The sequence below is a fragment of the Synechococcus sp. HK01-R genome (assembly GCF_014217855.1).
Classification (GTDB): Bacteria; Cyanobacteriota; Cyanobacteriia; order PCC-6307; family Cyanobiaceae; genus Synechococcus_C.
This window is the reverse complement of record NZ_CP059059.1, coordinates 81,862-105,072: the sequence shown is the minus strand read 5'-3', so window position 1 is coordinate 105,072 and position 23,211 is coordinate 81,862. Positions and strand designations below refer to the sequence as shown.

Genomic DNA, 23,211 nt, shown 5'->3' with positions numbered 1-23,211 from the left:
GCCAGACCAATGATGCATCAGGAAGAGCCCTGACCGAGGCAGGGCCCTCGATTGATTAAGTGTTCGCAATAGAAAGAATGCGACCACCACGCTTCTGAATGGCTTGGATGCTCGTGGTGAGGGAGCTATAGGGAGCCGAGGTGCGTTGCACCGAGCGGCGACGCACACCCACAGGGGATGCGGTGGTCCAGGTGATGGTGTAACGCTTGCTGTCCCGGTTGCCGGGGCCAGGGGTCTTGGGCCCGGCAGCAGGGGCCGCATTGGTGCCGATGCTGGAAATCAGGATCGAGGACGTGCTGCCGTCAAAGCCTGCGAAGCCGGAGTCCATCGCCACGGAGCGGGTGTAGCTCACGTTGCTCTGACCCAGTTGGCTGCTGTTGCCGCGCATGGCGGGCACATCGTCGACACCGAAGGCATCGAGGTACTCGTGGCTGTAGGTGTAGCTGTTGATTTCAGCTTCGTATCCCTCGTTGGCGAGGCGCTGAACGTGCTCACTCAGCTCGGCCTGGTTGTGGGGGGCGCGACCCAGGAGGTGCTTGAAGTTGAGCTCAACGAAGCGGTAGGGGCCGTTCTTGTCCAGGAACAGACGGCGGTAGGTGTCCGACTGGGCGAAGGCGGTGACCAGGCCCTGAACGGTGAGGTCGCCATTCACGTACAGGCTTTCCGCAGAGCTGCAGCGCTCTTCATCCATCAGGTGGGCGTTGCCGAACACCTGGCGGTAAGCCGCACGGATCACGGCCTGCGCATCAGCCTGGCGCAGGTCGGCATTCGCGGTGTTCACAGTGGCTTCAGTCATTAATCGACGTGGGTACGGAGGGCAGGGGAGGGTTGATGAACAGTGATCAGATCACTTCGGTGATCGATACGATCCGGCCACCGCGGCGGTGGATGTAGCCCAACTGGGAGGTCATGTCCTTGCCCGACACGAGGTAGCTGGCATTGGGTGTGCGCTGACGGCCACCAGCCGGCTGGGCTTGAACCACGATCCGGTAGCGCTTACCGGTGGGCTCGGTTGTGCCGGACGCAGCGCCGATGCGGTTGATGCGCTGGGTGGTGCTGTTCCAGTTGTTGGGGGAGCTGTTCGTCGCAACCGAGGTCACAAGGGTGGAGCTCGTTTGAACGGTGTCGCTGGAGGCGTAACCCTGGGACAGCGCCAGGTTGCGGTTGAAGGCCACCTGGGAACGACCGTTCTCGGTGCTCACGCGCTGGAACGGAATGGTGTACTCACCGAAGGCTTCCTGATACTCGCTGCCGTCGAGGTAGCTGTTGATCTCAGCTTCGTAGCCTTCGTTGGCCAGGCGCTGAATGTGCTCGCTCACCTCGGCTTGAGACACGGGTGCGCGTCCGAGCAGGTGCTTGAAGTTGAGCTCAACGAAGCGGTAGGGGGCGTTGCTCTCGAAGAAGCGACGGCTGTATTCAGCAGAAAGGGCGATGGCGCGGACAAATTCGCGGGTGCTGAGGGTGCCCTCTGCGAATTTGCTTTCAGCGGTGAGGCTGCGCTCGCTTTCCATCAGATGAGGGTTGCCCATCACCTGGCGGTAGGTGGAGCGGATCAGAGCGTTGATCTGATCGGCGGAGTCGCCCTCGCAACGTTCGAAGGTTTCTTGGACACGCTGGCCAAGGCCGAAACCGACGTAGAGGTCTCCACGCATCGGAGCGCTGTCCCCACCATCAGCGGTGCTGCGCTTCACCGGCGCAAAAACACCGCGTGCGCTGCCGCTGCCGCAGAAACCACCAGCAACGGACGAACCACTGCGATACACCTGAGCCGGCGGGTTGATGCGGATGCTGTAGCCCTGGGCCAGGTTGCTCAGCAGCTGACTGCGGCTGCCGATGGCCGTATCGCTGCCGGCAAAATTCTGCTCGAGGGCGGCGATGCGGTTGAAGCTGGCCTGGGGCTGACCGGCCTGGCTGTTGAAGCTGCTCGGGTAGGGAACGGTGTCTTCCCCGAAGCTTTGGATGTACTCGTCGGAATCCAGGATCCCGTCGATGGCGGCGTCGAAACCACCGTTGGCCATCAGCGTCACCTGGGCGGTGATTTCCGCTTCGTTGACGGGGCCACGGCCCAGCAGATGCTTGAAGCTCAGCTCAACAGCACGGTGGGGGCCAACCGCCTCGAAGTAGCGGGACCGGTAAAACTCAGACTTGGCGATGGTGCGAATGAACTCGCGCACACTGATGTCGCCGTTGCGGAGCATGGATTCGGCGCTGGTGGCACGCTCGCTCTCCATGGGTTGCACGTTGCCAAACACTTGGCGGTACGCAGCCCGCACGGTGGCGGCAAAAGCGGTTTCGTCGTCGGCTGCAAAGAAATCGACCGAAGCCTTGGTGCCCTGATTGCGGAAGTCGCCGTTGCTTACGGCTGCACTGCCGGAGGGGGTGCGGGTGCGGGAGTAGGAGACGGGGCCGGGGATCAGTTGGGTGGCGCCGAAGCCAAGGGCGTTGGAGCTGTTGGAAGACATGGGAGAATGGTGTTGGAGGGCCTTGTTTGGGAAAGCAGGCGTTACTCCCGGAACCTTTTGGCTGGTCTCACCAGCCGGAAGGTTCTGCTGCGGGAGCAAGACAGTGGGTGTGCCTCAGTTCGCGGGGGTGATGCTGGCGATCGTGCCGCCCTCGGCATGGATGCGCTTGAACTGCTCGGAGAGCTTGTCGAAGGGCACGTAGTACACCCGGTTGGAGCGGGTGTAGCGGGAGATGCGCCGCACATTGTTGGCGCTGTACCCGGTGACTTCCACCCGGTAGGTCTTGCCCTGATCGCTGGCGCCGCTGCCCAGACGGGTGGCGGCGTCCTGCAGATTCTTGGAGGGGCGGAAGCTCCAGCCCTGGGTTTCGCTGGAGGAGGGGGGAACCACCGCCATGGGGCGGTTCTGGTAGGCGTTACCGCCCAGCTTGCTGGTGATGCCGGAAAGATCGCCTTTCAGACTGCTGCTGCTGTTGCCGCGCAGAAGCTGGAAGCTCCAGGTGAATTCCTGCATGGTGGTGCAGCTTTCGGTCTTCCAGCCGCGCTGGTAGGGCACCGTCCACTCACCAAAGGTGTTCTGGTAGTCGTCCGAATCGAGGAAGCTGTCGATGTCGGCGTCGTAGCCCTTGCTGTCCAGGCGCTCGGCGTGCGCACGCATTTCGTTGAAGTCAACGGGGGCGCGTCCCAGCAGGTGGCGGAAGGCCAGCTCGATGTAGCGGTAGCGGGCGCAGGTGTCGAAGAAACGGCCGCGGTACAGCTCGCTCTTGGCAACCATGCGCACGAACTCACGCACGCTGATTTCACCGAGCTTGAACTGGGATTCAGCCACGAGCTGACGCTCGCTCTCCATCACGTAGGCGTTGCCAAGCACCTGCTTGTACACCGCGTTGATGATCTGTTCTTTCTTGGCGTCGTCATCCCCAGGGATCAGCTCGAGCGGAGCTTCGCTTTCCTGAGAGAAACGCTCAACCCCGAGGAGTGAGGCAGGTCCGAAGGGCATGGGGAGCTTTACAGCACGGCTCCAACATGATCTGATGCCCGCCATGGTCAAGGCTCAGTTCTTTATAAACCTCAATCAATTGTTTCTCGATGTTGCGTGACATGACGCTTTTGGGGCGCTCTGCGACCACGTCTTGGTAATTGCTTCCACTGCAATGCGCGCCGAAGCCCCCTGGCAAGTGCTTCTGGAGAGAGATGCCTTTGTTATCGAGCTACCTCCAGGCCGTCTCTGGTGTGGCTTCGGGTGAGGGGGTTCCAGCAGTCGAGCTCTTTGTAGGGGCGACTGAGCAGGGCTGGGATCTGAGGCTGAAGACCAATGCAGCCTGAGAAATCCGCCCCCTGCAGTGATTCGGCTGTTTCGAGGCCTGCATCTGTGAGGTCGGCTGCACGGAAGTCGGCGAAATCGAGCTGACAGCCTCCGAAACGACTACCTCGGCAGAGGGCTCCGCGCAGAACTGCGTGGCGCAGATCAGAGCCTGTAAATCGCACACCGTCGAGGAGGGCACCGCTCAGATCGGCGCCGCTCAGATATGCACCCATCAGCGACGCTCTACGCAGATCCATGCCGCGCAGGTCGGTGCAGTTCAGAAACACACCGCTCAGCTTGGCTCCAGGGCCCACAGCTCCGCAGCTGCGGACGTCGAAGCCCTCAGGAAACAGGGTTTTGCTGTCGTAGCGGGCGAGCCGCAGATCGCATCCCTCGAGTTTGGCCTCGCTGAGGTTGGTTCCGCGCAGATCGGCCCGGCAGAGATTGCCGTTCTGTAGATCAAGCGCGCCGACGCTGAGGCCGCGCCAATCAGCCCCGCGTGCGTCCACCGGGGTGGTGGTGGAGTCAGGCGTGGGTTTGCACAGTTCGGGGGCTGACCAGTCGCGTAGAGCAAGGGCAGTCGCTGACGCAGACATGTCAGTTGCGAACCATAGAAATCGCGATCGTAAGCAGCACTCGGGTGAGTTCGAGGCCGCCGACAACGGCAATGCCGAGCCAGGCCTTCAGCGCCCATGCCGGTGGTTGGCCATTCACCCAAGCTGCCGAAGCTTCCATGGGAGCCATGGCATCGGCTTGGCCGCTGGGGGCACGGCGTTGGAGGGAGTCGCGCCAGTCGCTGCCGTAGCGGGGGTAGGCCTGATAGATCGGCATTTCACCTTGGGCCTGACCCGGGAGCACCCGAGACCGTTGAGAGGGCACCAGGTCGTAGCCAAACGCCTGCATGTACTCCTCCGTATTGAGGAGTTGGTCAACAAAACCAGCGAATCCCTTGGTGCCGATCACGATCGACCAGGCGCGGCGCTCGCCGTCGCCATGCACCGGCCTTCCGAGCACCCTTCCCACCACCTGATCCACCATGCGGTAGTTGGAATTGCACTGGTAATAACCCTGTTGGAATCGTTCCGATAGCAGAAGGCCCCGGATGAAATCCCGGGTGGTGATGTTGCCTGCGCGCAGCTGAGATTCCAGGAATGGCTCGCGGTCGGATCGCATGGCATGAAAAAAGATCTGCCGATAGGCGGTTTCGATTAAGGCGTCGATGCTTCCCCGCGCTCCATCGCTGCCAGCGCCAGCTGACCCTTGCAGGCTCCCCTTCACGGTTGACTTGTCCCCCGCAAGATTGCTCACCCGGGAGTTCTGGGTCTCAAGGGGATAGGACAGCAGGGGTAACGACATCGCTTCCTGTCTAGGCATAAATACTGGCGACCCATCATCGCCCCTTGCTGCAGCAATCCTGTCGTGAAGCGGTGAAACGTATCAGGAGTTTGCTTAACCTTTATGAAGCGTCGCGTTCAGGTGTGCGAAAGCTGCTTCGAAGGCCAGTGCCTCTCGATTGAGATCACTGTGTTGTAGTTGGATATCGGCCGTGATCAGGCTGGAAAGGGTGATTAAAGCCATAGACATCCCTTCCATGGGCACTCTGAGTTGGTCGTAAAGAGCACGTACCGCCTCAATGCCCTGAGGATCTGTGCAGTCGGCAGTGTCGGTTGCCGTCGCATAGGTGGCGACGCGAAGAAAGTTCCAACAGTCTCTCCAGCAAGCCTGGGCGCGTTCGGCTGGATGCAGCGCGCCTCCGGGCTCGACAAGTGATGGATGCGCTTTGAGCACAACTTGCTTGCTTTGATCGACATAGCGCTTGGCGTGCTCGATCACAAATAAAATGACCGTTGCGCTCATTCCTGATGTGGAGCAAAGATCGTTGACCTCGACCTCAGTTAATTGCCGTTTGTCTTGATCGGCCTTGGCAATAATGCGCTTTGAAGACTCAGGAAGATTGGGGTGTTGTTGCAGTCCGCAGACATTCGCTTTGGCAATCAGAACTTGAAGTTCTTTGCCGCCGATCGCTTGTTGAGGGTCCATTCAGGCTTCGGATGGTACTGGTGATGCGCTGAGGGTGCCATTGCGATCAAGGTAAAAAGCCCACGTGATATCAAACCCCAAGCCAGGACAGAGCTCTGGAAGTTTCTCGCTTAAGGCTGCTTCGACGCCAAGGCTTGTGAGCAGGGGTGTGACTTCATCGGCTGATTGGATGCTGAAGGAGCGGATTGCCGAGCCAACGACCCAAGTGAGGGATGTTTGATCGAGAGCGCCATCACCGTGCTCGCAGGCAAGCAATAAGTTGCAGTGTTCGTTGCGCGTTTGAAGGGTTTTCGACCAAAGTCTCAGATCGTCGGGTTTGAGGTCAATGCGGAATTGCAGTTCTCCAATCGTGTGAATCACTTCACTGTTCTGATCAGCTGAGTTCATCAGTTGTTCGATTGATGTCATGGCTCTCGATTGGCTTGTTAATGGTGTGATTCGGGGTGATGGTGGGTTATGGCATGAGCCACTTTTCAGGGATTTCTTCGGAAAAATCTTCTGTTTTTTCGAAAATGAACGGGCCTGCAATTGATCCCCAGAGGTGTTCATGGGTTTTGGGATCATGGCCGCGATCGATGGTGCTCATTGATGAGGGGGAGAGCTGAAAGCTGCTCACGAGGTAAGACTCAAAGCCTTTCCGCTTGACAATGCACCTGCAGCCTGGTTCAACCTCTCCGCTAAAGCCCTCGTCTGTTTCAGTCACGATGTAAGTGCAACCTTCAAGTAGTTGAAGATCACTTTCCTGAATCTTCTCGCGCTTTGATTGGTCTTGGATGGCTCCCCAGAATCTTTGATTGTCTGCGATTGCGTAGTTCTCGATCACTAAGCCTCGTTCAGCACAGGCTTTTGGTCTTAAAACTCGAATTCTGTACGGTTCGTTGGCTGCAATTGCGTAGGCCTGCTCGAGCAAAAGAGAGGCTGTTTCAAAGTGGGGCAGGGGGCGAAACCGCACCAAAATATTCCCGTATAAGGGCGGGTTGTCGAAGGCTTGGCGTTGGTTGCTGAAGCTCGCGCTGAGTTGCTGTGTCAGTCGAGCTAAGGTCGCGGTCATTCCCGGAAGGCTGCTGGCAGGCGGGGTACTGGATCAAGCGTAAGCCTGACGCTGCCATGGGATTCCATGTTGCCAGTCACCGCGATGGTGCTGGACAGTCTTCTTTGAATCGATACGATTTGAGAGCTCTTCCTTAAGGCAGCCATGGACTCGCTTGGGCTTGATGAGCGCCTCGTGCGACAGCTTTGCTGTCAGATGCAGGTGGTAACTCAAGTGTGTGAGGGCCTTGCTTTAAGGCTGCTTGAGCTTGAACGTCGTCTCGATGCCGTTGATTCCTCGGTGAAGGGGGTCTCTCTGGCAATGGAGTCTGAGGGGTTTGCTGAACTTCTGGATGCCGTTGGTGGACGCCTTGGCGATCTCAAAGAGCTGTTGGCACTCGAAGAAACTGGTGTTGTTGCGACTTCAGGTGTGCCTGAATTGTCGTTGGTGAGTGGGGAGCAAGATTTGGCTGCTGAAGCGTCGAGCCGCGAGGATGATGGCCAAGAGCATGAAGCCGATAGTGCTCTGGAAACTGTTTACATAGACGATCCCGACTATGACTCGATGACGGCTTAATGCTTTCTGTTGATTGGAAATCGCTTTATTGCTGATCAAGCCCTAATAGTCTGATTCGGAAGTCTGCTACTTGGTTGGCTTCCTTTGGGCTGTTGATTAAAAATGGATGATCTTGAATGCAGTTCTCAAATAGATAATGCTTTCGAGCTTCCGCTGATAAGCCTAAAAAGCTTTGGGATTTAGACTGCTGTTTCCATGATTCATCAAAAGCCATAGCGAAACTATCTGCGTTATTAAAAACTTTATCCATTTTCTTTTGTCGTACGTAATGCCAGGACCCAGATTTGAACTGGGGACACGGCGATTTTCAGTCGCCTGCTCTACCAACTGAGCTATCCCGGCGCGTCGTCTGCGCGACAGCTAGATCTTAGATCACGACGTTCCAGACCTGGGCAGCTTCCTTGGGGTTCGGGCCAAACAGATTAGGCCGTGCACCGTTAGGCCGGCTGTTTGAAGAGCGGTCATCGCCGCGAGGGCCGTCGCGCCAGTGGTGAGGATGTCATCCACGATCCAGAGGGGGGGCATTCGGTCCGCCGCTCCGATTGCCTTGGTGTTGGTTGCGACTTCAGTCGCCAGTGCTGTGGCCTTGAAGGCCGAGCGTTGGTTGTCCAACCGTTGTCTTGCCCTCAGGTGGTGTTGTCCCATTCCTGCTGAGGTTCGTTCCAAGAATTCTCTGGTTGAGCGTTCCAGGCTTTGGCAGATCAGGGCTGGCAGTGGGTTGGCTCTGCTTCGGTGCTTCCAGCTGGGAATTGGTACCAGCAGGGCCTCTGCTGGCAGTCGCTCCCTCAGGCCAGCACTGAGGGCTCGGAGCTGGCGGAGATTGCCGCTGCTCCTGAGCTGCAAAAGCTTCTCGCGTAGGCGACCTTGGTAGAGCCCTGCTGCGATCCACGGCAGAGGATCACGTCCATGGCAAGGGTGTGCTCCAAGGCCGAGGGCTTGGCAGCAGGCTTGGCAGGGGTGTTGTTCCCTGGGATGGGAGACGATCTCTGCCGAGCAGATGGGGCAGCTGGGTCTAATCAGCAGGTCACGGCAGCTTTGCCTGATCAGCTTGAGCATCGCAGCGGTCGCGCTGCGTGAAGGATTCCCCTGAGGCCTAATTCTGCATCGCTCTCAGCATGGCCACCAAGGTGCGATGGGCATCCTCGCTGTCGCTCAGCTGGTGATCAAACGGAATCTTCACCGTTGCTCCATCCACCTCCAACTCCATGGCATCTGATCGCACGGCCAGCATCGTGGCGCTCTGCGGGTTCTCGATTCCGCCGTAGTGGCGGGCGTAGCTGAGAACAGCCTCGCTGTGATCTGCATTCATGTGCCGGCAGATGCGATCACTGACGCTTGGGGTGAGGGGATCAGCGGCCATGGGGAGTGGGGGATCAACAGAGGAGCGGTTGTCGGCACATGGCGGCCAGGAGGATTGCCTGGCTTCAGCCGAAGCGTTGCCAGAGCAGGAGGGCGAGGCGGAAACCGCTGAATGTCACATAGCCGGCGAGGATCACGAAGAGTCCGACGGCGAGAACGTCGCGAATTTTGGCAGGCACCGGCAGTTTGAAGCGCACTGGATTCTCCATCTTTATCCGTGCAGATCGGCAGCCTGTTGCAGACCTTCGAGTGCCAAGCGTGCCGTGCCAGCGGCCGGAGGAGCATGGCAACTGCGAACTGCCAGGCCGAGGATCCGTTCCCGGAGCCTTCTCCATTGGGGGTTGCGGGCTCCCCCTCCCACCGTGATCACTTGTTTTGGGGGTTGAGCTCCCAGCTCCGTCAAACGTCGCCAGCCCTGGGCCTCGATGCGAGCCATGCCCTCCAGCAGGCCATGGAGGTAGAGGGCATCGCTGACAGGCCGAGGCCTGAGAATCGGCTCGAGCGTCGGGTCGTCAATGGGGAACCGTTCGCCCCTTGCCGGCAAGGGGCGTAGATCCAGGCCGCTGTTCTGCTCAGGATCAATCTGACGGCTGAGTTCCTCGAGGTCGATTCCAGGGAACTGTTGTTGCAGGACGACGCCACCGGAGTTGGAGGCCCCTCCGCACAACCAGCGACCTCCAACCCGATGGTTCGTGACTCCCGCACCAGCGAGTGGAGTCTTCACAAATCGCTTCAGAACGATTGTGCTGCCGAGCACCGTGATCCCATCTCCAGCGCTTGGATTGGCCGTGAGCACCGCTGCATTCGAATCTGTGGTGCCAGCGATCACCTGAAGGTTTGGGGGGCAGCCGAGTTGATCGGCGATCGAGGGGGCAATCGATCCCAAGAGTGCTCCGCTTGGCCTGATCTCAGGCAGGGCCTGACACCAAAGCTGGCGGGCAAAGGTGTCTGGCCAGCGCCCCGTCTCAAGATTCCAGCCCAGGCGGAGGTTGTTTCCTTCCTCGCCGTAACGCCAGCTTTGCAGAAACCAACCAGTGATCCAGTCGGCCTGGTGGCGCAGCAGCAGCTGATCTCTTTTATGCGTCTCCAGCAGGCGCAGGGCCCTGGCCAGACTTCCGCTTGCACTGCCTGCAGGATTGGAGTCGCTGATCAGGGCGTTGAGTCGCTCCAGCTGTTCCGGGCAACTGAGGTGATACGGCAAGGCTGGCCCCAGAGGCCTTCCGTCTTCTTCACAGGCCAGGAGGGTGCCAGAGGTTCCGTCCACCGCCAGGGCTCGAAGCCGCTGGCGCAGGTCAGAGGGAATGGACGCGATGAGCTGCCTGCAGCCATCAACCCATGCCGCTGGGTCCTCGAATGCACCTGGATAGGGCATCCCTTCACTGTGTCGAAGATTGCCGGCCAGGTCGAGAATCGCGATCCGGACACCACTGGTGCCCAGATCGATACCGAGCACCGCGGTGTCAGGGGCGATCACAGGTCAAGGATCAGATGGTGCTCCCCTCCTGGAGGCGGGTTGCTTCCGCCTGGAGCAGCGTTGCGGCTTTGTCGGCCACGTCTTCCCAGGGAAGCTTGAGATCAGGGCGACCGAAATGCCCGTAGGCGGCCGTGTCGCGATAGAAGCGACCTCCGCTCTGAGAAGGCATGTCGCGCAGTTTGAATTGCTCGATGATCGCTCCAGGGCGCAGATCAAAGTGGCTGTTCACGAGTGCGGTGAGCTCCGCGTTTGACACTTTGCCGGTGCCAAACGAGTCGACAAGGATGGAGACGGGCTTAGCGACTCCGATGGCATAGCTCAGCTGGACCTCTGCGCGCCGGGCGAGACCAGCAGCCACGAGGCACTTCGCGACGTAACGGGCTGCGTAGGCAGCAGAGCGATCCACTTTGGTGGGGTCCTTACCGGAGAAAGCACCACCACCGTGGCGGGCATAGCCGCCGTAGGTGTCCACGATGATCTTGCGGCCTGTCAGCCCCGCATCACCTTGAGGGCCACCCACCACGAATTTTCCGGTGGGGTTAACCAAATAGCGAGTCGATCCCTTTTCGGGTTTCAGGGGCAAATCTGCCGTGGCAGGTTCCACAACATGGGTCCAAAGGTCATCGCTGATGCGCTGCCTGACCTCTTGCTCGCCGCTCATGCCAGCCACTTCCGCGGTGTGCTGGGTGGAGATCAGAATCGTGTCGATCGCCACGGGCTGATCGTTCTCGTACACGACACTGACCTGGGTTTTGCCATCCGGGAGCAGGTATTCAAGGGTGCCGTTGTGACGGACCTCTGCCAGTCGCCTCGAGAGACGGTGGGCGATGCTGATCGGCAGAGGCATCAACTCCGGAGTTTCATCACAGGCGTAGCCGAACATGATGCCCTGATCTCCCGCACCCACCTTGTCGAGCGGGTCACCAGCATGGTCATCGGCTTCATCAACGCCCTGGGCGATGTCAGGGGATTGCTGATCGAGGGCAACCAGCACAGCACAGCTGTTGGCATCAAATCCACCGGCCCTGGCGCCGCTGTAGCCAATGTCGCGGATCACATCGCGCACAAGATGGATGAAATCCACCTGGGCCTTTGAGGTGACTTCACCGGTGATCATGCAGAGTCCGGTGTTGACCACCGTTTCGCAGGCCACGCGACTGGAGGGATCCTGTGCGAGGAGCGCATCGAGTACTGCATCACTGACCTGGTCACAGATTTTGTCGGGATGTCCTTCTGTGACGGATTCGGAGGTGAAGACGTAGCGACTCATGACCCGGTGCGAATGGAGCGACTCTAAGGGGAGGCGAGTTCAGTCTTCTAGGCGCACTTGGAGATCGCGCCAGTGGTGAACAAGGTGTTCGTGGGCGGTAAGCGTTGGGGGCTCCCTCCATCCGGCCACGTAGCCCAGGGTGACAGCGACTCCAGCGCGCCTGCCCATGAGTAGATCGGAGTCGGCATCGCCGACTAGGGCGCAGCGACGGTGGTTGAGTTGCAGGGACTCGCAGAGGCGGTGGACAGCGGCCGGATCTGGTTTGCTTGGCTGATGCTCCGCGCTCCAGATGCCTGAAACGGCGTGCTCTAGCTGGTGATGACGCAGAAAGCGCTGAATTCCCTCGTGGGTGTCGTTGCTGATCACAGCACAGGTCACCCCGGCTTTGTTGAGCGCTTGGATCAGGCGTTTGGCATCCGGTAAAAGCGGAGTGGAACCGTCTTCTTCATCGGGGGGAAGCGACTGCTCCACGGATGCAAAGCTCTCCTCCGCAAGCAGTAGGGCCTGAGGCCACGGCACGCCCACCAGGCTGAGAACGGTTGCGGTGGCAGCGAGGTTGTGCTGTTTTGACGCCACGGCGAGAAGACTGTCCGGGCGAACGCCTTCACTGTTCAGTCCGTAGGCCTTTTCGAGGAGCGAACGCAGGCTTTTGGTGTCCAACGCGTTTGAAACGACGCGAAGTGGAAGGTGTTGCATGCGTTCTGCAATGGCTTCAATTCGCCTTCGCGCCAGGCTGATGAGGTGCGGTTCGCTATGAGAAAGGGTGCCGTCCTTGTCGAACAGCACCCCATCGATTTCGGCTAGGGCCTCACCGTTGAGTAACAGCGTGGCCATGGGACGAACTGATCGCGAGAATCAGCCCATCATCCCGTAGGACTCTTCGCCCTCCTCGGCCTGCTCAAGCAGCATTTGCTTGTAACGGGCAGCCATTTCCTCGGCCTTCTCGAACACCTTCTGGGGATCGGTGAGCATGTCACCGGGCTCCGGCTCAAGCGCCTTGGTGGAGAGAGAGATGCGGCCGCGCTCGGCATCCAGATCGATGATCATGACCTTCATCTGGTCATTGACATTGAGCACGGTGTGAGGAGTCTCGATGTGCTCGTGGCTGATTTCGGAGATGTGCAGCAGACCGCTGACACCACCGATATCGATGAAGGCGCCATAGGGCTTGATGCCACGAACGGTGCCGATCACCACTTCGCCTACCTCGAGGCGATTCATCTTGCGCTCCACCAGGGCGCGACGATGGCTGAGCACCAGACGGTTGCGCTCCTCGTCGACTTCCAGGAACTTGAGCGGCAGGAAATCGGCGACCAGATCTTCCTTGGGCTTGCGGGTGCTGATGTGGCTACCGGGGATGAAGCCGCGCAGGCCTTCCACCCGCACAAGGGCACCACCACGGTTGGTGGCGAACACCTCGGAATAAATGGTGGCGTCTTCTTTCTGCAGCTGCCTCACCCGTTCCCAGGCGCGTTGATATTCAATCCGGCGAATCGATAGTGCGAGCTGACCGTCTTCGTTCTCTTCGCTCATGATGAAGAACTCGCGCACCTCTCCCGGCTGGAGAACATCGCTCAGTCCCTCAACACGGTTGATCGACACCTCCTGCATCGGCATGAAGGCGGCCGTCTTCGCGCCGATGTCGATCATCGCTCCCTTCGACTCCAGGGCAAAGACGGTGCCGTTGACGATGTCGCCAGGCTTGAAGTTGTAGTCGTACTTGCTCAGCAGCGAGGCGAACTCGTCGAGGGTGAAACCAGCGCCATCGAGATCACGGCTGCTGGCCCGGCTGCTGGGGTCGTCGGCCGTGGGCACATCCTCCGGAATGCTCAGGTCCTCTTCAGCGAAGGCATCGATGGATTCCGTTGCCATGATCGCTTCAGCATCTTCGGCAAACGCGGCTGTTTCCGCGTTGGGATCCTGAACCTGGTCGGTGGAGGTGACAGACATGGGGGGATGGCGGTCTGCCCGAAGACAGTGTGAGAGAAGACGCTGAGGCCCGCCGACCACAAGCGATCGAATCGCCCATTCTTACAGACGGCCCTAGGGCGATTCGCTTGGGTGGTTCCTCAGCTGCTCAATTCAAACGGTGGCTAGAGGAGGCTTGCTGGTGTTCATTCCTTCGAGCGTCTTGACGAAGTCGTTGACGCCGCGGAACTGCTTGTAAACCGAAGCAAAGCGAACGTATGCCACCTCGCTGAGCTCCTTGAGTTGCTCAAGCACCAGCTCTCCAATGTCGTGGCTGGTCACCTCGCGACCGTTGCGCTGTTGAAGGGTGAGCTCAAGTTCGTCGACGATTTCTTCGAGTTTGGTGGCTGTGATCCCGGTTTTCTCGCAGGCCCTGCTCAGGCCATGGAGCAGCTTGCTCCTGCTGAAGCTCTCGCGGCTGCCATTCCGTTTGAGGACGGTGATCGGCATGGTCTCCACCCGTTCATAGGTGGTGAAGCGAAACTCACAGTTCAGGCATTCACGCCGACGGCGAACACTCCTGCCTCCATCGGCAGCACGGGATTCCAATACCCGACTGTCTGTGTTTTGGCAGGAAGGGCACTGCACGCCCGGTTCACTCCGAAGTCGAATGTGTTCCAAGTTTAGACAGCTTGTCCAGGCCTGGAAATTGCCAAAAAAAAGCCCCGCCTTCATGCGGGGCAAAGCAGTTGATTCCTGAATCACTTGCCGATCTTCGGGGGATCGCGGAAAGCGATGGCGAAGAAGAGTGTGGCAATCGCCAGGGTGAGGATGAGGATGTAAGCGAAGCTTTCCATCGAGAGTCTCCGAGGGGGCGATCAGCTGAGGGTGGTGCCTGCCGGGGGCACGTAGCCCTCAGGCAGTCGACGGGTGGAACGGTCTCCCAGTTTCTGGAACAGACCGAACTCAACCTGCTCACCGAGATCGGGATCGATACCGGCAAACACGTCACGGTAGAGGGTGCGTGCACCGTGCCAGATGTGCCCAAAGAAGAAGAGGAGGGCAAAGGTGGCATGGCCGAAGGTGAACCAGCCGCGGGGTGAGCTGCGGAAGGTGCCGTCGGAGTGGTAGGTCTCGCGGTCGAATTCGAACGCTTCACCCAGTTGAGCCTTGCGAGCCAGTCGCTTCACGTCAGCAGGATCAGTGAAGGTCTGACCGTCAAGGGCACCACCAAAGACTGTGGCGGTCACACCTTGCTGCTCGAAGGAATATTTCGCTTCAGCCCGACGGAAAGGAATGTCAGCCCGCACGATGCCGTCACTGTCTTCAAGAACCACAGGGAAGTTCTCAAAGAAGTTGGGGAGACGGCGCACCTGAAGATCGCGACCATCCTTGTCAGTGAAGGAGATATGGCCAATCCAACCCGTGGGCAGACCATCACCATTCACCATCGGACCAACACGGAACAGACCGCCCTTGGCAGGGCTGTTTCCGACGTAGTCATAGAAGGCAAGTTTCTCAGGAATCGAGGCATAAGCCTCTTGCTCGGAAGCACCTGAATCCATTGCCGTCTGAACGCGACGGTTGATCTCAGTCTTGAAGTAGCTCTGATCCCACTGATAACGGGTCGGGCCGAACAGCTCCACAGGAGTGGCAGCTGAGCCGTACCACATGGTGCCGGCCACGATGAAGGCTGCGAAGAACACAGCGGCAATGGCACTAGCCAAGACCGTCTCGATGTTCCCCATGCGCAAGGCCTTGTAAAGGCGCTCAGGAGGTCGAGTGGTGATGTGGAAGATGCCAGCAATGATGCCGACAATCCCTGCAGCGATGTGGTGAGCAACGATTCCACCAGGATTGAAGGGGTTGAATCCTTCAGGACCCCAGGCTGGCTGGACAGCTTCTAGGTGCCCGGTGAGGCTGTACGGATCGGAGATCCACATGCCCGGTCCGAAAACACCGGTGAGATGGAAGGCGCCGAAACCGAAGCAGCCTAGTCCTGCAAGCAGGAGGTGGATGCCGAAAATCTTGGGGAGATCAAGGGCGGGCTCACCTGTGCGTGGGTCCTGCCAGATCTCGAGATCCCAGTAAGTCCAGTGCCAGATGGCAGCCAGCATCAGCAGGCCGCTGAACACGATGTGAGCTGCGGCGACACCTTCAAAGCTCCAGAAGCCAGGATCCACACCGGTCTCACCGGTGATGCTCCAGCCTCCCCAGCTGCCGGTGACGCCAAGACGGGCCATAAAAGGCATCACAAACATGCCCTGACGCCACATCGGATTCAGAACAGGATCCGAGGGGTCGAAAATGGCGAGTTCATAGAGAGCCATCGAGCCGGCCCAGCCGGCAACGAGGGCGGTGTGCATGAGGTGCACGGCCAGGAGTCGGCCGGGGTCGTTAATAACGACGGTGTGCACCCGATACCAGGGCAATCCCATGGGTCAGGTTCGGGGGAACGAAGCTGCTGATGCAGCCAGACCCAGCGATCGTAAGGGGTGTTGAAGGGCTGCTGGGACTCGCTGTCGCGAGCTGCAACGTCTCAACATCTCTTTCGTGCCGTTGAGCGGATCGGCCTGTTGCCATGTTCCTGCTGGAGGAAGGGAGGTAGGGGCTTCAGGGCGATGTCGGGGTGCCTCTGATGCGGCGGTTACAAATCGCAACCCCTGGATTCAGAATGCAGGTTTCCGACCTCCCCTCGCCATGCCAGTCATCCGCTTTGTCAGAGAAGGTCGTGACGTGGAGTGCTACCCCGGGGAAAATCTGCGGGACGTGGCCCTTCGTGAAGGGATTTCCCTGTACGGCCTGAAAGGTCAGCTTGGCAACTGCGGCGGGTGCGGCCAGTGCATTACTTGCTTTGTCGATGTGCCGGATGGTGCTTTGCCGGGTGCTCTCTCCACGCGCACGGCAGTGGAGGAGAACAAGTTGCGGCGTCGGCCGAACACTTGGCGTCTTGCCTGTCAGGCGCTTGTACAGGACTCCCTCGTGGTCTTGACCAGGCCGCAGATGGGGCTTGCGGATGCGGAGGCACGGATCGCAGCAGCACAAGCGGGCGGTTTGCCAAGCGGGCCAACCGCCTGGCCTGCTCAGGAGCTGAATGAAGATGAGCCCGAGCCTGATCAGGAACTTGATGATCGGGCTGCTACGCCCGGTGACGAGGCCTGAGGTTTGGCCCTGCGAGGTCGCCGAACGGTGATACCTTCCGAGGGCACTTATCAGCGGTCATGGAAACCAACGATCTCGGCTTTGTCGCCAGCCTCATGTTCGTGCTGGTTCCGACGGTCTTCCTGATCATTTTGTTCATTCAGACCAACAGCAAGCAGAGCTGAACGGGTTCACCGGAGCAGTTTCAAGACCGCTCCGGTTCCCTCACGAGCATCACGGGGGCTGGAGCATGCACCCTGATGTAGTCGCTCACGGATCCCCCCAGCAGTTTGTCCAGATCCACCAGTCCGCGGGCCACGAGCGGTCGACGGTCCTGGGATGCGATCACGACGAGATCGGCATTCGTGTCCTTGGCGGCCTGGCACACCCCGCGGCCGATGTCGTTCGCGGTGATGTGTAAGGGCTTCAGGGCGACTCCATAGCCGCGGGCCCGTTGGACCGCTGCCTCCAGTAGAGCGTCGCCTTTGCTAACGGCTCCTCGGGATGGGGTGATGTCCTGCCTGGCCACATGGACACCCGTCAGTTGTCCCCCGGGAATGTCGCGAATCATCTCGCAGGCCAGTCGCAGGGCGTCGTCGCCAACTCCTGTGCCATCGATGGTCACGAGCAAACGATTGACATGGCGTACGTACAGATCGTCTCGCACCAAAAGCATGGGCCTGGTTGAGAGCTGGAAGACGTACTGGCTGGTGCTGTTGGCGAGGATCGATTGGAGTCGTCCGAGCCCCCGGGATCCCATCACGATCAGATCGGCATTGAGCTCCTCTGCCACTTTGAGCACGGTCTGTTTCGCGTCACCTTGACGAATGATCGAGTTCACTTCGCTCGGGTTGAGGCCAAGCCGCTCCACCGCCTGGGCAAGGAGCTGGGCGGCGTCGGCCCAGTGCTCTTCAGCGCCGGATTTGTCCTGTTCTGGAACAACATGGAGGAGGTTGATCCTTGCGGCGCGGAATCCGGGTAGATCGCGCAGCATTTTGACCATCTCCTCGACATGTCCCTTCCCGGAATCAGCAATCAGAAGGTTGTTGAACACAACATCGCAGCGGTGTGTGCAGCAGCCTATGGCCGAAAAAGGAGGGCCTGAAGCATGGTGATTGAGAGCGTTACGACGCGGCCCTGGCGTTGGAGCAAACGTGTTCTTCCTCAGCACACCGACCACGGTGGGGTGATGTGGCATGGCGCCTATGTGGCCTGGCTCGAGGAGGCGAGGGTGGAGGCATTGGCAGCCGTGGGGCTGCCCTACGGCGTGGTGTCGGAGGCAGGGCTGGAAATGCCTGTGGTGCGCCTAGAGATCGACTATCGGCAGGCCCTCCATCACGGCGAGCAGGTGCTGTTGGAAAGCTGGGCGCTCCCTAGGAAAGGAGTTCGCTGGCCGTGGCGGAGTCGCTGGCTGTGCTCGGATGGCGAGGTGGCGGCAGAGGCTCGGGTCGAGCTGGTGCTGGTTCGCTTCGACGGTGGGCGTCGCACCCTTCTGCGCCAGGCTCCGGAACCCCTCGGCGAAGCCTTGCGGCGCCTCCAGCAAGGCCCTGAGCCGCCAGCATGAGACGCTAATACAGATGTATTAGTTGCCGAGTTTGGAGTTGCGCGATTGGTGGTGGTTGTGGAGTCGTTGTCCTGGCCTTGGTTCCAGTCGGATGGATGCCCTTCGCGCTCTCGCCCTCCGGACTGAAGGAGGCTTTGCGGCGCTCTGGGGGTGGCCCCGCGCTCGCCTGAAGGCTGCTCTGCTCTGGCCTGACTCCCTACTTGAACGGGTTGATCGGTTTCGCTCTCGCTGGGGGAAGGCTCCTCGTGTCAGCGTTCCCGCGGATGTCTTGGTGCCCGGCGACAGGATCTGGCCTGATGCTCTAGGCGCCCTGCCTAGGCCTCCGGTCGCGCTCTTTTGGCGAGGGCAGGACTCCCTCTGGACAGCGCTGGCGGATTCTGCCGCTGTTGCGATTGTCGGCACCCGGCGGCCTTCGTCCCATGCCTTGCGGGTGGCCACCAGGTTGGGAGAAGCGCTGGCGGAGGCGGGATGGCCTGTGGTCAGTGGTTTGGCCGAGGGGGTTGATGCTGCTGCGCATCAAGGTTGCCTCGCGGCATCTGGTCGGCCGATCGCTGTCGTGGGAACTCCTTTGACCAGGGTTTATCCGCCCGAGCATGCCCAGCTTCAGGCCCATGTGGCCTCCAGTGGATTGTTGATCACGGAGCAGGCTCCGGAGGCTCGTGTCTCTCGCGCGAGCTTTGCGCTTCGCAACCGACTGCTGGTCGCTCTCGCCAGGGTTGTGGTGGTCGTGGAGTGTCCGCAGGGAAGTGGGGCGTTGCTCTCGGCTCGATGTGCTCAGCAATTGGGGTGTGCTCTCTGGGTGGTCCCTGGGGATGTTCTGAGGGATTCGGCGAAGGGCAGTAACGCACTCTTGGCCGACGGGGCTTCGCCGCTGGTCTGTATTGACCACTTTCTCGATTTCCTGGGTGCCGGCTGCCTGGCGCGACCTGAGCAGAGTTCTTTCTCCAAGTTGTCTCCACCCGTCGCTGCTGGTGCTCAGGATTCCGCTCTGTTGCGATTGCTTGAGCAAGGTGCCGGGTTGGAGACGCTGGGCCAGGAACTCAGTCGATCCACCGCCGATTTGGCGGAGCAGTTGTTTCAGCTGGAGCTTCAGGGAGTTGTCTGCGCTGAACCTGGGATGCGCTGGCGGCTTGCTTAGCTTGGACGGATGGCATCTTCAGAGCTTTCTGGCACAGACCTGCTGGCCTGGAGGCGGAAGCAGCTCTCCCGGGGAGGCTATGGAGCCGATCTCGATTGGTTGCTGGATTTGGCCGGTGGTCTTCGCTGGACTGAGCTTCAGCGTTTGCATCTCGATCCCGGTGCCAGGGTTGTGACCCTCAGCTGTGCGCTTGAGGAGCTTGAGTTGCTGTGGCGGCGCCATCTCGACTGTCACGAGCCCTTGCAGCATCTGGTTGGTTGCTGCCCCTGGCGGGACTTTGAATTAACCGTGTCATCCGCAGCCTTGATTCCCAGGCAGGAGACCGAACTGCTCGTGGATCTCGCCCTCGACTGCGTCTCGGTCAAGCCGAATTCCCTTGGGTCGGGACGCTGGGCTGATCTAGGCACGGGCTCTGGTGCCCTGGCGGTTGCTCTGGCTCGTGCTCTACCCCATTGGAGCGGCCATGGGGTCGATTGCAGTGAAGCGGCCCTGGCTCTGGCTCGCACCAACCTGGAGCGCCTGGCCGGCTCGGCTGACTGGCAATTGCATGCTGGTGACTGGTGGACGCCGTTGGAACCCTGGTGGGGGGGATTGCAGTTGGTGGTGTCTAACCCGCCTTATATCCCTGCTTCGACGGTGGATCTCCTTGATCCGGTGGTGCGGGATTACGAACCAAGGCTGGCGCTTGATGGAGGTCCCGATGGCCTCCATTCCATTGCGAGCATTGTGATGTCAGCAGGCCGCGCTCTCGCTCCAGGCGGATGGCTGCTGATGGAGCATCATCACGATCAGAGCGAGCCGGTTGCTGCGCTTTGTCGCAAGGCCGGCCTTGAGGATGTTCGAGCTGAACGCGATCTTGAAGGGGTCGCCCGCTTCTGTATTGCCAGGAGGTCGTCCTGATTTGATGCCAGTTTTGATGCCTGATGGGGATGGAGTCGAGTCACTGCTGCTTCAGTTGCAAAGTGGAAATCCCGTGTTGATTCCAACCGACACCCTCCCGGCCCTGGCCGCACTGCCGGATCACGCTGGCCAGATCTGGTGCCTGAAGCAGCGTCCTTTGGAGAAGCCGCTGATCTTGATGGGCGCTGATGCCATGGACCTGCTGTGTCACGCGCGGGTCGATGCACGTCGGGAGGCGGAAGCTCTGGCCTCAGATCATTGGCCAGGCGCTCTCACCTTGGTGCTCCCCTCCCAAGGATCGATGACTGACAGGCTCCACCCAGGGGCGTCAACACTCGGCATGCGCGTGCCCGATTGCGCAGTCACCAGAGCGCTCTTGGCCAGGAGCGGCCCCCTGGCCACCACAAGCGTGAATCGGTCCGGAGAGCCTGCTGCGACCAACGCTCGAGACGCTTGGCGTTGCTTTCCCTCGCTGTCACTGCTTGCTCCGCTGCCCTGGCCAGCTCCGAGTGGCTTGGCAAGCACCGTTCTCGCCTGGAGCGGTCCAGGGGAGTGGCGAGTCCTGCGAGAGGGTGCTGTGATGCCTACAGGCCTGAACCTGAAGCCCCCATGCTCTGGTTGATCGCCATCGTGCTGGTGCTGCAGGCAGCGACCCACTGGCTGATCTTCCCAGTGGTTGGCTTTGCGAGCCCTCTTTTCAACCTTGGTTTTCTTCCCTGGCTCCTGGCTCTGACTGGCCTCTGGTTGCTTGCCGGTCGATCTGGTCAGTCCTGAGAACGGACAGTCCTGAGAACGGAAAGTGCCCCGAAGATTTACTGCAATCACCATCCAAGCCGGCTGACGGATTTGAACCGACGGCCTTCGCTTTACAAAAGCGCTGCTCTACCGCTGAGCTAAGCCGGCAATGAGGGAAGTGTACCGGCCGGCTCCGGCCTCTGATGCCTTTCCCTGGCCAGCATCCAGAGCATCAACTCCAGCCTGGAGCGACAGCCGGTCTTGCCCAGGGCATGACTGATGTGGGTCTCCACGGTGCGGATGCTGAGAACCCTGCGCTGGGCGATGGCTTTGTTGCTGAGTCCTTCCAACAGCAAGCGAACGACAGAGAGCTCCGCAGGGGTGAGGTCAGAGGTCGGCATGGCAAAAGTGCTGCTGAGCCAAGCATTCCCCTGGGACGCCCTCAGGCGTCGACTGTCTCTTGGTCGTTGTTGCGGGTTGGAATGGCCAGGGGGCGGCGGATGGGCAGGTTCGCCACAAGCGCGGTCACCCGGTCTTCGGTCTCCAGGCTTACGTCGCCATGATCCAGGTCGATTTCTACGTACTTCGCCACGACCTCAAGGATCTCTTTGCGCATCTGCTCCAGAAGTTCGGGGCTGAGATCGCTGCGATCGTGGGCAAGCACCAGCTGCAAACGTTCCCGTGCTGTGGTGGCACTGGCTGGCTGGCGTCCGAGCAGTTTGTCGAGGATGTCGCGCAGGGTCATCGCTTCAGAAAATCTTCTTTTGCATCAGCCGGCGCACCTTGGCGCGTAGCCCACGTCCTTCTTTTGCAGGGTCGGTGAGAGGAACGTCCTCTCCCTGCAAGCGGCGTGCAATGTTGGCGTAAGCACGGGCTGCAGGTGAGCCGCCACCATTCAGGGTGAGTGGCTCACCCCGGTTTGTGCTCACGATCACCTGTTCATCCTCCAGCACAAGTCCCAGCAGGGGGAGGGCGAGGATGTCGGTGACATCATCAACCGCCAGCATTTCTTGGTTCGCCATCATTTTTGGCCGCACTCGATTGAGAACCAGCTGCACCGGCGAAACCCCTCTGGTGTTGAGAAGCCCGATCACCCGGTCGGCGTCGCGAACTGCTGAAACCTCGGGAGTGGTAATCACGATGGCCTCGCGGGCTGCAGCGGCTGCATTCTTGAATCCGTCCTCGATCCCGGCAGGACAGTCGATCAGCACGTAGTCGAACTGTTTTTGAAGCATGCTCACGATGGATTGCATGTCTTCGGGTTTGAGCCACTCGAGCATGCGGGGATTGCCCGCCGGAAGCAGGGCGAGGTTGGGCTCTTGCTTGTGGCGTACGAGGGCTTGTTCGAGTCGGCAGGTCTGAGCCAGAACCTCCTGCGCTGTGTAGACGATTCTGTTTTCGAGGCCCAGCAGAAGATCGAGGTTGCGAAGGCCAAAATCGGCATCCAGTACAACGGTTTTCTGACCTTGCCTGGCCAGGGCAATGCCCAGATTGGCTGTGAGGGTCGTTTTGCCGACACCGCCTTTGCCAGAGCAGATCAGGATCGTTCGCGAGGTTGGCGCCACGGGGTCCCGGGAAGTCAGGGCAGCCTAAAGGGGGTGACGCATTCAGGCCAGGGAATCGTCCCGCTCTGTTGCAGGAACGATCGGGGGCAGTGGCTGGGCGGCTTCAATCACGATTTCTCCATTCACAATGCGGGCTTGCTCCGCAAAGCCAGGTTGAGGCTGCTCGTCCGGTCCACGGGCAACGCAATCAGCGATCCGCAGTTGCAGTGGCCGCAACTGGAGCGCCACGATCTTGGCCTCGCTGTTGCCTAGGCAGCCTGCATGGGCAACGCCCCTCAGTCGCCCCCAGACCAGAACATCACCAGCTGCTGACACGCGGGCGCCAGGGTTCACATCACCGACCAGTAGAAGGTGGCCCTGGGCGTTGACGTGATCCCCAGACCTCAAGGTGCCCTGATGGAGCCGCAGGCCTGCTGCAGCGTCAGCTACGGGCTTGATCTGCAGGTGTTCCATCCGCAGGCGGGCCTGTAGGCCAAGGGCATTGGCACTGATGACCGTTTCACTTCTGCAGGCTTCCAGGCCGTTGATCGAGAGTCCTTCCCGTTCGAGGGTGTCGATTAGATGGTGAAGGTCTCGCACGTTGAGAGGCCAGGTTCCGCAATCGAGATCCACGGGCCCTGGCGGACAGTTGGCGAGTAGATCAGGCAGCGCTTCCTGCCAGTCACGCTCCAGGAAGGGGGGAAGCCGAAGTCGGTAAGTCACGTCTTCCTGGGATCTGGCTTCAAAAAGCGGCGCAGGCATGGG

32 protein-coding genes and 2 tRNA genes are annotated in these 23,211 nt (G+C 60.0%); 8 read left to right on the top strand and 26 right to left on the bottom strand.

The features are described from left to right. Window positions 1-55: 55 nt before the first annotated feature. The 8 genes from H0O21_RS00575 to H0O21_RS00540 all read right to left on the bottom strand — a co-directional run bounded on the left by H0O21_RS00575 (window position 56) and on the right by H0O21_RS00540 (window position 6,858). Window positions 56-796, bottom strand: coding sequence for a phycobilisome rod-core linker polypeptide (locus tag H0O21_RS00575; RefSeq protein ID WP_185190048.1), 741 nt, complete (start codon window positions 794-796; stop codon window positions 56-58). 46 nt (window positions 797-842) lie between these two features. Further along, window positions 843-2,462: a phycobilisome rod-core linker polypeptide gene (locus H0O21_RS00570; RefSeq protein WP_185190047.1), complete on the bottom strand. Its 1,620-nt coding sequence runs from the start codon at window positions 2,460-2,462 to the stop codon at window positions 843-845. Window positions 2,463-2,576: 114 nt separating this feature from the next. Continuing rightward, window positions 2,577-3,461: a phycobilisome linker polypeptide gene (locus H0O21_RS00565; RefSeq protein ID WP_185190046.1), complete on the bottom strand. Its 885-nt coding sequence runs from the start codon at window positions 3,459-3,461 to the stop codon at window positions 2,577-2,579. Between the two features lie 203 nt (window positions 3,462-3,664). Further along, a complete protein-coding gene (locus H0O21_RS00560; RefSeq protein ID WP_185190045.1) occupies window positions 3,665-4,363 on the bottom strand; it encodes a pentapeptide repeat-containing protein in 699 nt (232 codons plus the stop codon). Window position 4,364: 1 nt separating this feature from the next. Next, window positions 4,365-5,123 (bottom strand): phycobilisome rod-core linker polypeptide, encoded by a 759-nt coding sequence (locus tag H0O21_RS00555; protein WP_185190044.1) that lies wholly within the window; start codon window positions 5,121-5,123, stop codon window positions 4,365-4,367. Between the two features lie 93 nt (window positions 5,124-5,216). Beyond that, window positions 5,217-5,807 carry a phycobilisome polypeptide gene (locus H0O21_RS00550; protein ID WP_185190043.1) on the bottom strand — a complete coding sequence of 197 codons (591 nt, stop codon included), beginning with the start codon at window positions 5,805-5,807 and terminating at the stop codon, window positions 5,217-5,219. Then, on the bottom strand, window positions 5,808-6,194 hold the full coding sequence (locus H0O21_RS00545; protein WP_255441056.1) for a hypothetical protein: 387 nt from the start codon (window positions 6,192-6,194) through the stop codon (window positions 5,808-5,810). Between the two features lie 67 nt (window positions 6,195-6,261). Further along, window positions 6,262-6,858, bottom strand: a complete 597-nt coding sequence (locus H0O21_RS00540) for a chromophore lyase CpcT/CpeT (protein ID WP_185190041.1) — start codon at window positions 6,856-6,858, stop codon at window positions 6,262-6,264. Window positions 6,859-7,053: 195 nt separating this feature from the next. Here H0O21_RS00540 and H0O21_RS00535 point away from each other — a divergent pair, with 195 nt between their 5' ends. Next, entirely contained in the window at window positions 7,054-7,413 is a 360-nt protein-coding gene (locus H0O21_RS00535) for a hypothetical protein (RefSeq protein WP_185190040.1), read from the top strand. 25 nt (window positions 7,414-7,438) lie between these two features. On the opposite strand, the gene H0O21_RS00530 is transcribed toward H0O21_RS00535, so the two are convergent. The 12 genes from H0O21_RS00530 to psbB form a co-directional block, all read right to left on the bottom strand. Further along, window positions 7,439-7,663, bottom strand: a complete 225-nt coding sequence (locus tag H0O21_RS00530; protein ID WP_185190039.1) for a hypothetical protein — start codon at window positions 7,661-7,663, stop codon at window positions 7,439-7,441. 19 nt (window positions 7,664-7,682) lie between these two features. Further along, window positions 7,683-7,755 (bottom strand) — tRNA-Phe (locus tag H0O21_RS00525). Window positions 7,756-8,198: 443 nt separating this feature from the next. Beyond that, the gene (locus H0O21_RS00520) at window positions 8,199-8,339 is read right to left on the bottom strand and encodes a hypothetical protein (protein WP_185190038.1); all 141 of its coding nucleotides are present in this window, start codon (window positions 8,337-8,339) and stop codon (window positions 8,199-8,201) included. Window positions 8,340-8,506: 167 nt separating this feature from the next. Beyond that, window positions 8,507-8,773 carry a DUF2470 domain-containing protein gene (locus H0O21_RS00515; protein ID WP_131457030.1) on the bottom strand — a complete coding sequence of 89 codons (267 nt, stop codon included), beginning with the start codon at window positions 8,771-8,773 and terminating at the stop codon, window positions 8,507-8,509. Window positions 8,774-8,837: 64 nt separating this feature from the next. Further along, window positions 8,838-8,981, bottom strand: coding sequence for a hypothetical protein (locus H0O21_RS00510; protein WP_161567587.1), 144 nt, complete (start codon window positions 8,979-8,981; stop codon window positions 8,838-8,840). A gap of 2 nt (window positions 8,982-8,983) precedes the next feature. Then, complete coding sequence (locus H0O21_RS00505) at window positions 8,984-10,243, bottom strand: FGGY-family carbohydrate kinase (protein WP_185190790.1); 1,260 nt, start codon at window positions 10,241-10,243, stop codon at window positions 8,984-8,986. 13 nt (window positions 10,244-10,256) lie between these two features. Then, the gene (gene metK, locus H0O21_RS00500) at window positions 10,257-11,516 is read right to left on the bottom strand and encodes a methionine adenosyltransferase (RefSeq protein WP_185190037.1); all 1,260 of its coding nucleotides are present in this window, start codon (window positions 11,514-11,516) and stop codon (window positions 10,257-10,259) included. A gap of 39 nt (window positions 11,517-11,555) precedes the next feature. Then, window positions 11,556-12,350, bottom strand: coding sequence for an HAD family hydrolase (locus tag H0O21_RS00495; protein WP_185190036.1), 795 nt, complete (start codon window positions 12,348-12,350; stop codon window positions 11,556-11,558). Window positions 12,351-12,371: 21 nt separating this feature from the next. Next, window positions 12,372-13,466: a 30S ribosomal protein S1 gene (locus H0O21_RS00490; protein WP_185190035.1), complete on the bottom strand. Its 1,095-nt coding sequence runs from the start codon at window positions 13,464-13,466 to the stop codon at window positions 12,372-12,374. Window positions 13,467-13,598: 132 nt separating this feature from the next. Beyond that, the gene (gene nrdR, locus H0O21_RS00485; RefSeq protein WP_131457038.1) at window positions 13,599-14,072 is read right to left on the bottom strand and encodes a transcriptional regulator NrdR; all 474 of its coding nucleotides are present in this window, start codon (window positions 14,070-14,072) and stop codon (window positions 13,599-13,601) included. A gap of 113 nt (window positions 14,073-14,185) precedes the next feature. Continuing rightward, complete coding sequence (locus H0O21_RS00480; RefSeq protein WP_006042122.1) at window positions 14,186-14,281, bottom strand: photosystem II reaction center protein T; 96 nt, start codon at window positions 14,279-14,281, stop codon at window positions 14,186-14,188. A 21-nt stretch (window positions 14,282-14,302) separates the two neighbouring features. Further along, window positions 14,303-15,862 carry a photosystem II chlorophyll-binding protein CP47 gene (gene psbB, locus H0O21_RS00475; RefSeq protein ID WP_131457040.1) on the bottom strand — a complete coding sequence of 520 codons (1,560 nt, stop codon included), beginning with the start codon at window positions 15,860-15,862 and terminating at the stop codon, window positions 14,303-14,305. 262 nt (window positions 15,863-16,124) lie between these two features. Here psbB and H0O21_RS00470 point away from each other — a divergent pair, with 262 nt between their 5' ends. After that, window positions 16,125-16,586: a 2Fe-2S iron-sulfur cluster-binding protein gene (locus tag H0O21_RS00470; protein WP_185190034.1), complete on the top strand. Its 462-nt coding sequence runs from the start codon at window positions 16,125-16,127 to the stop codon at window positions 16,584-16,586. A gap of 59 nt (window positions 16,587-16,645) precedes the next feature. Next, window positions 16,646-16,750, top strand: coding sequence for a photosystem II reaction center protein PsbM (psbM, locus tag H0O21_RS00465; protein ID WP_131457044.1), 105 nt, complete (start codon window positions 16,646-16,648; stop codon window positions 16,748-16,750). A gap of 20 nt (window positions 16,751-16,770) precedes the next feature. Here psbM and H0O21_RS00460 read toward each other — a convergent pair whose 3' ends face one another. Continuing rightward, entirely contained in the window at window positions 16,771-17,619 is an 849-nt protein-coding gene (locus H0O21_RS00460; protein WP_185190033.1) for a universal stress protein, read from the bottom strand. 54 nt (window positions 17,620-17,673) lie between these two features. On the opposite strand from H0O21_RS00460, the gene H0O21_RS00455 reads away from it, so the two are divergent. The 5 genes from H0O21_RS00455 (at window position 17,674) to H0O21_RS00435 (ending at window position 20,941) form a co-directional block, all read left to right on the top strand. Continuing rightward, entirely contained in the window at window positions 17,674-18,129 is a 456-nt protein-coding gene (locus H0O21_RS00455; RefSeq protein ID WP_185190032.1) for an acyl-CoA thioesterase, read from the top strand. A gap of 91 nt (window positions 18,130-18,220) precedes the next feature. Beyond that, window positions 18,221-19,267: a DNA-processing protein DprA gene (locus tag H0O21_RS00450; RefSeq protein ID WP_185190031.1), complete on the top strand. Its 1,047-nt coding sequence runs from the start codon at window positions 18,221-18,223 to the stop codon at window positions 19,265-19,267. Between the two features lie 9 nt (window positions 19,268-19,276). Then, window positions 19,277-20,167: a peptide chain release factor N(5)-glutamine methyltransferase gene (gene prmC / locus H0O21_RS00445; RefSeq protein WP_185190030.1), complete on the top strand. Its 891-nt coding sequence runs from the start codon at window positions 19,277-19,279 to the stop codon at window positions 20,165-20,167. A gap of 16 nt (window positions 20,168-20,183) precedes the next feature. After that, entirely contained in the window at window positions 20,184-20,789 is a 606-nt protein-coding gene (locus H0O21_RS00440) for an L-threonylcarbamoyladenylate synthase (protein ID WP_255441055.1), read from the top strand. After that, window positions 20,777-20,941 carry a hypothetical protein gene (locus H0O21_RS00435; RefSeq protein WP_185190028.1) on the top strand — a complete coding sequence of 55 codons (165 nt, stop codon included), beginning with the start codon at window positions 20,777-20,779 and terminating at the stop codon, window positions 20,939-20,941. Before H0O21_RS00440 ends, H0O21_RS00435 begins: the two co-directional genes overlap by 13 nt. A 57-nt stretch (window positions 20,942-20,998) precedes the next feature. On the opposite strand, the gene H0O21_RS00430 is transcribed toward H0O21_RS00435, so the two are convergent. The 5 genes from H0O21_RS00430 to minC all read right to left on the bottom strand — a co-directional run bounded on the left by H0O21_RS00430 (window position 20,999) and on the right by minC (window position 23,208). Further along, window positions 20,999-21,070: transfer RNA gene (locus tag H0O21_RS00430), tRNA-Thr, on the bottom strand. Further along, on the bottom strand, window positions 21,061-21,303 hold the full coding sequence (locus H0O21_RS00425; protein ID WP_185190027.1) for a response regulator transcription factor: 243 nt from the start codon (window positions 21,301-21,303) through the stop codon (window positions 21,061-21,063). Before H0O21_RS00425 ends, H0O21_RS00430 begins: the two co-directional genes overlap by 10 nt. Before the next feature lie 41 nt (window positions 21,304-21,344). After that, window positions 21,345-21,647, bottom strand: a complete 303-nt coding sequence (minE, locus tag H0O21_RS00420) for a cell division topological specificity factor MinE (RefSeq protein WP_131457056.1) — start codon at window positions 21,645-21,647, stop codon at window positions 21,345-21,347. A 4-nt stretch (window positions 21,648-21,651) separates the two neighbouring features. Beyond that, window positions 21,652-22,467: a septum site-determining protein MinD gene (gene minD / locus H0O21_RS00415; protein WP_185190026.1), complete on the bottom strand. Its 816-nt coding sequence runs from the start codon at window positions 22,465-22,467 to the stop codon at window positions 21,652-21,654. A 42-nt stretch (window positions 22,468-22,509) separates the two neighbouring features. Then, entirely contained in the window at window positions 22,510-23,208 is a 699-nt protein-coding gene (minC, locus tag H0O21_RS00410) for a septum site-determining protein MinC (RefSeq protein ID WP_185190025.1), read from the bottom strand. Window positions 23,209-23,211: the final 3 nt, after the last annotated feature.